Annotated in this window: 6 protein-coding genes; 5 read left to right on the top strand and 1 reads right to left on the bottom strand. The window is 66.4% G+C overall.

The genetic code is table 11. The features are described from left to right. The 3 genes from EN738_RS26720 to EN738_RS26710 all read left to right on the top strand — a co-directional run. Nucleotides 1–426: ABC transporter permease subunit (locus EN738_RS26720; protein WP_127286316.1), on the top strand; the 426-nt coding region annotated here is incomplete at its 5' end. Next, nucleotides 423–1,604, top strand: coding sequence for a choline ABC transporter ATP-binding protein (gene choV / locus EN738_RS26715; RefSeq protein ID WP_127286315.1), 1,182 nt, complete (start codon nucleotides 423–425; stop codon nucleotides 1,602–1,604). The genes EN738_RS26720 and choV, both read left to right, overlap by 4 nt. 130 nt (nucleotides 1,605–1,734) lie before the next feature. Beyond that, entirely contained in the window at nucleotides 1,735–2,772 is a 1,038-nt protein-coding gene (locus tag EN738_RS26710) for an MBL fold metallo-hydrolase (RefSeq protein ID WP_127286314.1), read from the top strand. Between the two features lie 36 nt (nucleotides 2,773–2,808). Here EN738_RS26710 and EN738_RS26705 read toward each other — a convergent pair whose 3' ends face one another. Further along, on the bottom strand, nucleotides 2,809–4,752 hold the full coding sequence (locus tag EN738_RS26705) for a transcriptional regulator (RefSeq protein ID WP_245494717.1): 1,944 nt from the start codon (nucleotides 4,750–4,752) through the stop codon (nucleotides 2,809–2,811). Nucleotides 4,753–5,050: 298 nt separating this feature from the next. Between EN738_RS26705 and EN738_RS26700 the strand changes: the two genes are divergently transcribed. Continuing rightward, entirely contained in the window at nucleotides 5,051–6,136 is a 1,086-nt protein-coding gene (locus tag EN738_RS26700) for a pyridoxal-phosphate dependent enzyme (RefSeq protein WP_127286312.1), read from the top strand. A 61-nt stretch (nucleotides 6,137–6,197) separates the two neighbouring features. Next, nucleotides 6,198–7,706, top strand: coding sequence for an aspartate aminotransferase family protein (locus tag EN738_RS26695; protein ID WP_127286311.1), 1,509 nt, complete (start codon nucleotides 6,198–6,200; stop codon nucleotides 7,704–7,706). Nucleotides 7,707–7,762 lie beyond the last annotated feature (56 nt).

The raw sequence follows: 7,762 nt of genomic DNA, 5'->3' as shown, positions 1-7,762 counted from the left end.
ACCTTCGTTTACCTGATCCCGGTGCTGACCCTGTTCGGCCTCGGCAATGCGCCTGGCCTCATCGTCACAATCATCTTCGTCATCCCGACCGCGGTGCGGCTCACCCATCTCGGCGTCGTCTCGGTGCCAAAGGCGATCATCGAGGCCGGCGAGGCGTTCGGCGCCACCAAGAGCCAGCTTCTGTGGAAGGTCGAGCTGCCCTCGGCGCTGCCCACCATCATGGCGGGACTGACGCAGTCGATCATGCTGTCGCTGTCGATGGTGGTGTTCGCCGCGCTGATCGGCGCCGGCGGCCTCGGCACGGAAATCAACCGCGCGCTCGGCTCGCGCCGCATCGATCTCGGGCTTGAAGCCGGCCTCGCCATCGTCGTGCTGGCCATCGTGCTCGACCGGATGACGCGTATCGGCGTTGGAGGCAAGAAATGACCGTCGCCGTTGATTTCAAGGATGTCGATATCGTCTTCGGCGCCGATCAGGCCGGTTCGTTGGCGTTGATCGACAGCGGCGCGAGCCGCGCGGAGATCCTCGAGAAGACCGGCAACGTGCTGGGCTGCGCAGGCGCCAGCCTGACCGTGCACGAGGGCGAGATTTCCGTGCTGATGGGCCTGTCGGGCTCCGGCAAGTCGACCCTGCTCAGAGCCGTCAACCGGCTCAACGTGGTCTCGCGCGGCCAGGTCCTGGTCAAGGACGGCGACCGCACGGTCGATGTCGTCACCTGCGACGAGGCGACGCTCAGGCGCCTGCGCCAGAAGCAAGTGGCGATGGTGTTCCAGCAATTCGGTCTCTTGCCCTGGCGCACGGTGGAAGAGAATGTCGGCTTCGGCCTCGAGCTTGCCGGCGTGCCGGAAGCCGAACGCAAGGCGCGCGTGAAGAAGCAGCTCGAGCTCGTCCATCTCGACCAGTGGTCGAAGAAATACGCGCATGAGCTCTCCGGCGGCATGCAGCAGCGCGTCGGCCTGGCGCGGGCCTTCGCCACCGAGGCGCCGATCCTGTTGATGGACGAGCCGTTCTCGGCGCTCGATCCGCTGATCCGCACCAAGCTGCAGGACGAGTTGCTGCAGCTGCAGGCGGAGCTGAAGAAGACCATCATCTTCGTCAGCCACGACCTCGAGGAGGCGCTGAAGATCGGCAGCCACATCACCATCATGGAAGGCGGGCGCATCGTGCAGACCGGCGCGCCGGAAGACATCGTGCTCAGGCCTGCCAACGACTATGTCCGCGACTTCATCGCCAACGTGAATCCGCTGTCGGTGCTGACCGCCTGGAACGTCATGCGCGACCGCCGCGACCTCGACCACGGCGAGGACGGCTGGGTGTGGCTCGACCGGCGCAAGACGACGCGCTTCAAGATCGACGATCACGGGCTGGTGTCGGCCGCCGAGCGCGACGGCAAGCCTGCGGTGTGGGTCTCCTGTGCCGATGTCGAGCGGCAGCCGGAGGAGACGTCGCAGGTCTTCTGGGCGACACCTGGCACGTCGCTGAAGACGGTGATGCTGGCCATGCACCGCTCGCAAACGGCGCCGGTGGCGCTGTTCGACGAGCAGTCGCGCTTCGTCGGCGCGATCGGCATCCGCGACGTGCTGAGCGCCGTGCTGCGGCGGTAGCCGCGGGTTCGAGATTGCGGGCGCGACCCAGGGTGCGAGGCCGCACCTTGGTACGGCTGGCAGGCACCGCCACCGTGCCCTAGTATGATCCCTGCGGCGGCGGATCGCGCCGCGGACGGGAGGTGCAGGGATGATTTTCCGACAGCTCTTCGATTCCGTATCGGGGACCTACTCCTACCTGCTGGCCAGTCGCCGGGGCGGCGAGGCGCTGATCATCGATCCGGTGCTGGAGAAGGTCGAGCGCTATCTGCAGCTCGTCAACGAGCTCGACCTCAAGCTGGTCAAGGCGGTGGACACGCATCTGCATGCCGACCACATCACCGGCCTCGGCGCGCTGCGCGACCGGACGCATTGCGTCACGGTGATGGGCGAGCAGACCAAGGCCGACGTGGTGTCGATGCGGCTCGCCGACGGCGACAAGCTGGCCATCGAGGGGCTGGCGCTCGATGTCATCTACACGCCCGGGCATACCGACGATTCCTACAGCTTCATCCTGCCGGACCGGGTGTTCACCGGTGACACGCTGCTCATCCGCGGCACCGGCCGCACCGACTTCCAGAACGGCGATCCGCGCCAGCAGTACGAATCGATCTTCGGCCGCCTGCTCAAGCTTCCCGACGAGACGCTGATCTTCCCGGCGCATGACTACAAGGGCGAGACGGTCTCGACCATCGCAGAGGAGAAAGCCTTCAACCCGCGCCTGCAGGTGAAGTCGGTGGACGAGTATGTCGAGATCATGAACAACCTCAAGCTCGCCAACCCGAAGATGATGGACGTCGCCGTGCCGGCCAACATGAAGGTCGGGCTGCATCAGGACGAGATCGCCGGGCGCGGCTGGTCTGTCACGGCGGACGAGGCGCTGGCGATTGTCGGCAGGCCGGACGTGGCTTTGATCGATCTGCGCGAGAGCGCCGAGCGGGAGCGGCATGGCGTCATCCCGGGCGCCATCCATCTGCCCTATCCCAGGCTGCAGGAGAACATCGCCGCCGGCGGCATGCTCAATGAGTTGGCTCGATCGACCAGCAAGCAGCTTTTGTTCTACTGCGCCTTCGGCGAACGCTCGGCGATGGCGGTGCAGGCGGCACAGGACGTCGGCATCGCCAACGCCCGCCATATCCAGGGCGGCATCGACGCGTGGCGGAAGGCGGGCGGGCCGCTTTTGCGGTAGGCCGTGGCGGCACCGCGCGGGCCGGATTTCAGAAGATCAATTCAGGCCGATGCGCCTGGCGCCGTGCCGGAACATGGCTTCGGCGTCCCGGTCGAAACGGAAGGTGGCGATGAAGTCGTCGGCACGATAGTCCGGCAGGGTCTTGCGGATGGCGGCGGCGAAAGTGCGCGCCTCGTCCTGCCGGCCGGCCAGCGCCAGGCAATGCGCGGCGATCGCCAGGATGATGATGTGGGCGTTGGGGCGGGCCGCCGCCTTCAGCGCCCATTCCGAGGCCTCGGCGAACTCTCCAAGGCGGGCATGGGCCATGGCGCGGGCGCCCATCATGCCGAACAGCAGCGGGTCGAAGGGGCTGAGATGGCGCGAATGATCGGACGAGCCGATCGCCGATCGCGGATCACCCGACTGGGAGTGCACGAAGGACAGCGCGTAGTGGCCGAGCGCGAAATTCGGGCTGAGATCAACGGCCCGCTCCAGCTCGAGCAGAGAGCCGTCGCGTTCGCCGCGCAGCCACAGCGCCCGGCCCATGGCCCAATGCGCCGCCGGATTGTGTTCGTCGACCAGAAGACTTTGTCCGGCGGTTTCGAAGGCAAGCGCAGCTTCGTGGTCGCGGTCGCCCCAGCGCTGGAAGGCGTTCTGCCAGTGGGTGAAAGAGAGGCCGGCATAGGCGCGGGCAAAGGTCGGGTCCTGCTTCAGCGCCATGTCGAAGAACTGGTGGGCCAGCTCGTTTTCGGTCCGGGTAAAGCGGTACATGTGCCAGAGGCCGCGATGGTAGGCCTCCCAGGCGTTGAGCGAATTGGGCGCCTTCAGCATCGCGCGGTTGCGCTCGACAGTGGTGACCTCCGCCGCGATGGAGGACACGATGCTGTTGCCGATATCGTCCAGCACGACAAAGATATCGTCCGGCCGGTGCTCGAACGTCTCGGCCCAGACAATGCGTGCGGTGCGCACCTCGACCAGTTCGACGGCGACGATCACCCTGCCCGACAGGCTGCGGACGGAGCCGGTCGCGACGTAGTCGACATTCAGCCTGCGCCCTGCATCCTCGGGCGAGATGTCCTTCTCCGCCAGCGCAAAGACCGAGCCGCGGGCGATGACGAAGAAATCCCTGAGCTTGGCCAGGCGGGTGATGATGTCATGGGTCAAGCCGTCGGCCAGCCCACCACGAAAATCCGCGGTGCCGGCGTGCTCGACGAACGGCATGACTGCGAGCGAGGCGCGGCGTGTCGCCGATGTCTCGGGCTCGGCCGGAGCGACCGGTGCCTGGGGCACTGCAAACGCCGGCACGGATCGCACGGGTGGCGTCGCGCTGGACTGACGGTATCTTATTTCCTGCCATGCCTCGCGCAGGGGGGCGAAATCCAGCTCCTCTGACTCGAAGAGCCGCGCGGCGGTAGCCAGATGCTCCTCGCACGCGCCGATCTGGCCACGCCGCGCGCTGTTTTCCAGCAGCGCAAGATGAGCGCGACTGTCGAAAGGGGCGAGTTCCAGCCATTTGTCGATATAGGCGCCTGCCTCGTCGGATTCGGCCGGAAGCAGCCCGATCAGATGCTCCAGTATGGCGACATGGCATGACCTGAAACGACGGCGCTGCGCCGTCAGCCAGCTGTTGAAATGCGGGCTGCGGTCGAGTTCCAGCCCGTCGAGGAAATCGCCGGTGAAAAGGTGGGAAAGCGTCCTCAGCCGCTCGAGGCCAAGGCTCTCGATGCCTTCGGCGACCGCCGTGGCGGCTTCCACGGCATCGATGCCAAGTCCGGCAAGACGAAGCGCGACGGTGTCGCCTTCGGTCTCGATCCGGCGCCGGCCCGGCTCGTCGAGCGCGCCGCGCAGCTTGCTGAGGCACCAGCGTAGCTCGCCGCGCGGATCGTTCGGCACATCCCACAAAAGCTCGCACAGGCGGCTGCGTCCGACCGGGTGCGGCGCAAGCGCCAGATAGGCAAGCAATGCACGCAGCTTGCGCGACGCCGGCAGCGCCACTGGCATGTCGTCGCGCCAAATAGCCAGCTGTCCGAGCAGCCGCACGGAAAGGCCGGCGGCAGTGCTTTTCAGGCTCGCTCGGGCGGATTCCACGTGCGTTTCCACGCTCGCTCCCACGCTGACCAGTTGCTCCATGTTCTATCACCAAACCCGACAAGGCGCACCGGCAGCGGACATTCCGGCCGGATGCAGCCGTTGCCGAAATGAAGGCACGTCGAGCAACCTAACGCGGCAAGGTCTCGAAACCTCGCCGCCAAGCCCTCCGGTTTGTAACCGGATCGTGAGGACCAAGAGGAGACCAGACATGTTGCAGCAGTTGAAGATCAGAACCACGGCCGGGCGCGGCCGGTTGTTCGACAGCATTCTCGACACGGTCGGCGATACGCCGGTCATCCGCATCAACAATCTCGGCCCAGGCCATGCGACGATCTATGCGAAGGCCGAATTCTTCAATCCGGCCGCATCGGTCAAGGACCGGCTGGCGCTCAACATCATCGAGGAAGGCGAGCGCAGCGGCGCGCTGAAGCCGGGCCAGACCGTGGTCGAGGCGACCAGCGGCAACACCGGCATCGGGCTCGCCATGGTCTGCGCGCAAAAGGGCTACCCGCTGGTGGTGACGATGGCCGACAGCTTTTCCGTCGAACGCCGCAAGCTGATGCGCATGCTGGGCGCCAAGGTGGTGCTGACGCCGCGTGCCGAGAAGGGCTTTGGCATGTACAAGAAGGCGGCCGAGCTGGCCGAGGCCAATGGCTGGTTCCTCGCCCGCCAGTTCGAGACCGAAGCCAACGCCGCCATCCACGAGGCGACCACGGCGCGCGAGATCATCAACGACTTCGCGGGCTCGCGGCTCGACTATCTGGTGACCGGCTACGGCACCGGCGGCACGGTGACCGGCGTCGGCCGGGTGCTCCGCCGGGAGCGGCCGGATGTCAAAATAGTGCTCGCCGAGCCTGCCAACGCCCAGCTGGTCGGCAGCGGCAAGGCGCAGCAGCGCGGCGCCGGCGGGGCGCCGGATGCCAGCCATCCGGCCTTTGAGCCGCATCCGATCCAGGGCTGGACGCCGGACTTCATCCCGAATGTGCTGCAGGAAGCGATCGACAAGCGCTTCTATGACCAGGTGGTGCCGATCCCCGGTCCGGAAGGCATCAAATGGGCGAAGGCGCTGGCGCAGCAGGAGGGCATCTTCACCGGCATTTCCGGAGGCGCCACCTTTGCCGTGGCGCGCCAGATCGCGGGCACTGCTGCCGCCGGCTCGGTGATCCTGTGCATGCTGCCCGACACCGGCGAGCGCTATATGTCGACGCCGCTGTTCGACGGCATCGAGACCGAGATGGATGCCGAGGAGATGGCGCTCTCGCGTTCGACGCCAAGCTGCCAGTTCGACGCCTGACGACAGACTCGTGGCGCCGCCGCCCTCGATGGCGGCGCCACAAGATGTGAGAGAGGGGCAAATGGACAGTTTGGGGGAAGCGTCAACAAGCATGGCCGCGGACGAGACTCTCGATCCGCCGGACTGGGCCGATGTGAAGGCCCTTTCGCACCGCATCATGGACGATGCCATGGGCTATCTGCGTGATGTCCGCGAGCGCCCGGTATGGCAGGAGATGCCGGCCGAGGTGCGGACCTTCTTCACGGCGCCCTTGCCGCGCACGCCATCGCCGCTTGCCGACGTCTATGGCGATGTCGCCCGCAACGTCATGGCCTATCCGATGGGCAACATCCATCCGCGGTTCTGGGCCTGGTACATGGGGTCCAGCAACTTCACCGGCGCGCTCGGCGATTTCCTGGCGGCGATCCAGGGCTCCAATCTCGGCGGCGGCAACCATGCCGCCGGGCTGATGGACAGCCAGGTGGTCGACTGGTGCAAGGAGATGGTGGGCTTTCCGGCCTCGGCCAGCGGCACGCTTGTCAGCGGCGGCTCGATGGCCAACATCATCGGGCTCACCGTGGCGCGCAACATCAAGGCCGGCATCGACGTGCGCGAGCATGGCGTTGCCGCCATTCCGATGCCGCTGCGCTTCTACGCCTCGGACCAGGTCCATTCCTGCCATCGCAAGGCGATGGAAGCACTCGGCCTCGGCAATCACGCGCTGCGCCGCATCCCGACGGATGCCGGGCTGCGCATCGATCTCGCGGCGCTGCGTGCGGCGATATCCGAGGATCGCGCCGCCGGCTTCAAGCCGGCCTGCGTCATCGGCACGGCCGGCACCGTCAACACCGGCGCGATCGACGATCTGCGGGCGTTGGCGGTGCTGGCGGCGGAAGAGGACCTCTGGTTCCATGTCGATGGCTGCATCGGCGCTTTGATCGCGATCGCGCCGGGGAACGCATCGCTGGTCGCCGGGATCGAGCAGGCGCATTCGATCGCGCTCGATCCGCACAAATGGCTGCATGCGCCATTCGAGGCCGGTTGCGCGCTGGTTCGCGATGCCGCGGCGCATCGGGGCACTTTCGCGGTTACGCCGGAATATCTGGAATCGGCGCCGCGCGGCCTCGCCTCCGGGCAATGGCTGCATGATTACGGCCTGCAGACGTCGCGCGGCTTTCGCGCGCTCAAGGTGTGGATGGCGCTGAAGGAGCATGGCGTCGAGAAGTTCGGCCGCCTGATCGACCAGAACATCGCCCAAGGCCGCTATCTGGCCGGCCTCATCGCGGCCGAGCCGGCACTCGAACTGACGGCGCCTGTCACCATCAACATCGTCTGTTTCCGCCATCGGGGAGGCGGCCTGTCCGGCGAGCAGCTGAAGGCGCTCAACACCGAGATCATGCTGCGGCTGCAGGAAGAGGGCATCGCCGCCCTCTCCGACACTACGGTGCATGGGCAGCACTGCCTGAGAGTGGCGATCACCAACCACCGGACGCGACGCGAGGACCTCGAACTGCTGGTCGCGGAAACCTTGCGTATCGGCGCGGAACTTGCGGCGCGGATGTCGCCGGCGGGAGAGCAAACATGCCCTTGATAGACTATGTGGAAGAAGGCTCGGGGCCGCCGGTGCTGTTCGTTCCGGGGTCGTTC

It is taken from the genome of Mesorhizobium sp. M4B.F.Ca.ET.017.02.2.1 (assembly GCF_003998955.1).
GTDB lineage: Bacteria > Pseudomonadota > Alphaproteobacteria > Rhizobiales > Rhizobiaceae > Mesorhizobium > Mesorhizobium abyssinicae.
The sequence above is the reverse complement of the archived record's forward strand: the minus strand, read 5'-3'. Positions and strand labels throughout refer to the sequence as shown.

Coding starts and splice junctions, on each gene's coding strand:
- choV (WP_127286315.1), top strand. CDS start 423: ATGACCGTCGCCGTTGATTTCAAGGATGTCGATATCGTCTTCGGCGCC.
- EN738_RS26710 (WP_127286314.1), top strand. CDS start 1,735: ATGATTTTCCGACAGCTCTTCGATTCCGTATCGGGGACCTACTCCTAC.
- EN738_RS26705 (WP_245494717.1), bottom strand. CDS start 4,752: ATGCCAGTGGCGCTGCCGGCGTCGCGCAAGCTGCGTGCATTGCTTGCC.
- EN738_RS26700 (WP_127286312.1), top strand. CDS start 5,051: ATGTTGCAGCAGTTGAAGATCAGAACCACGGCCGGGCGCGGCCGGTTG.
- EN738_RS26695 (WP_127286311.1), top strand. CDS start 6,198: ATGGACAGTTTGGGGGAAGCGTCAACAAGCATGGCCGCGGACGAGACT.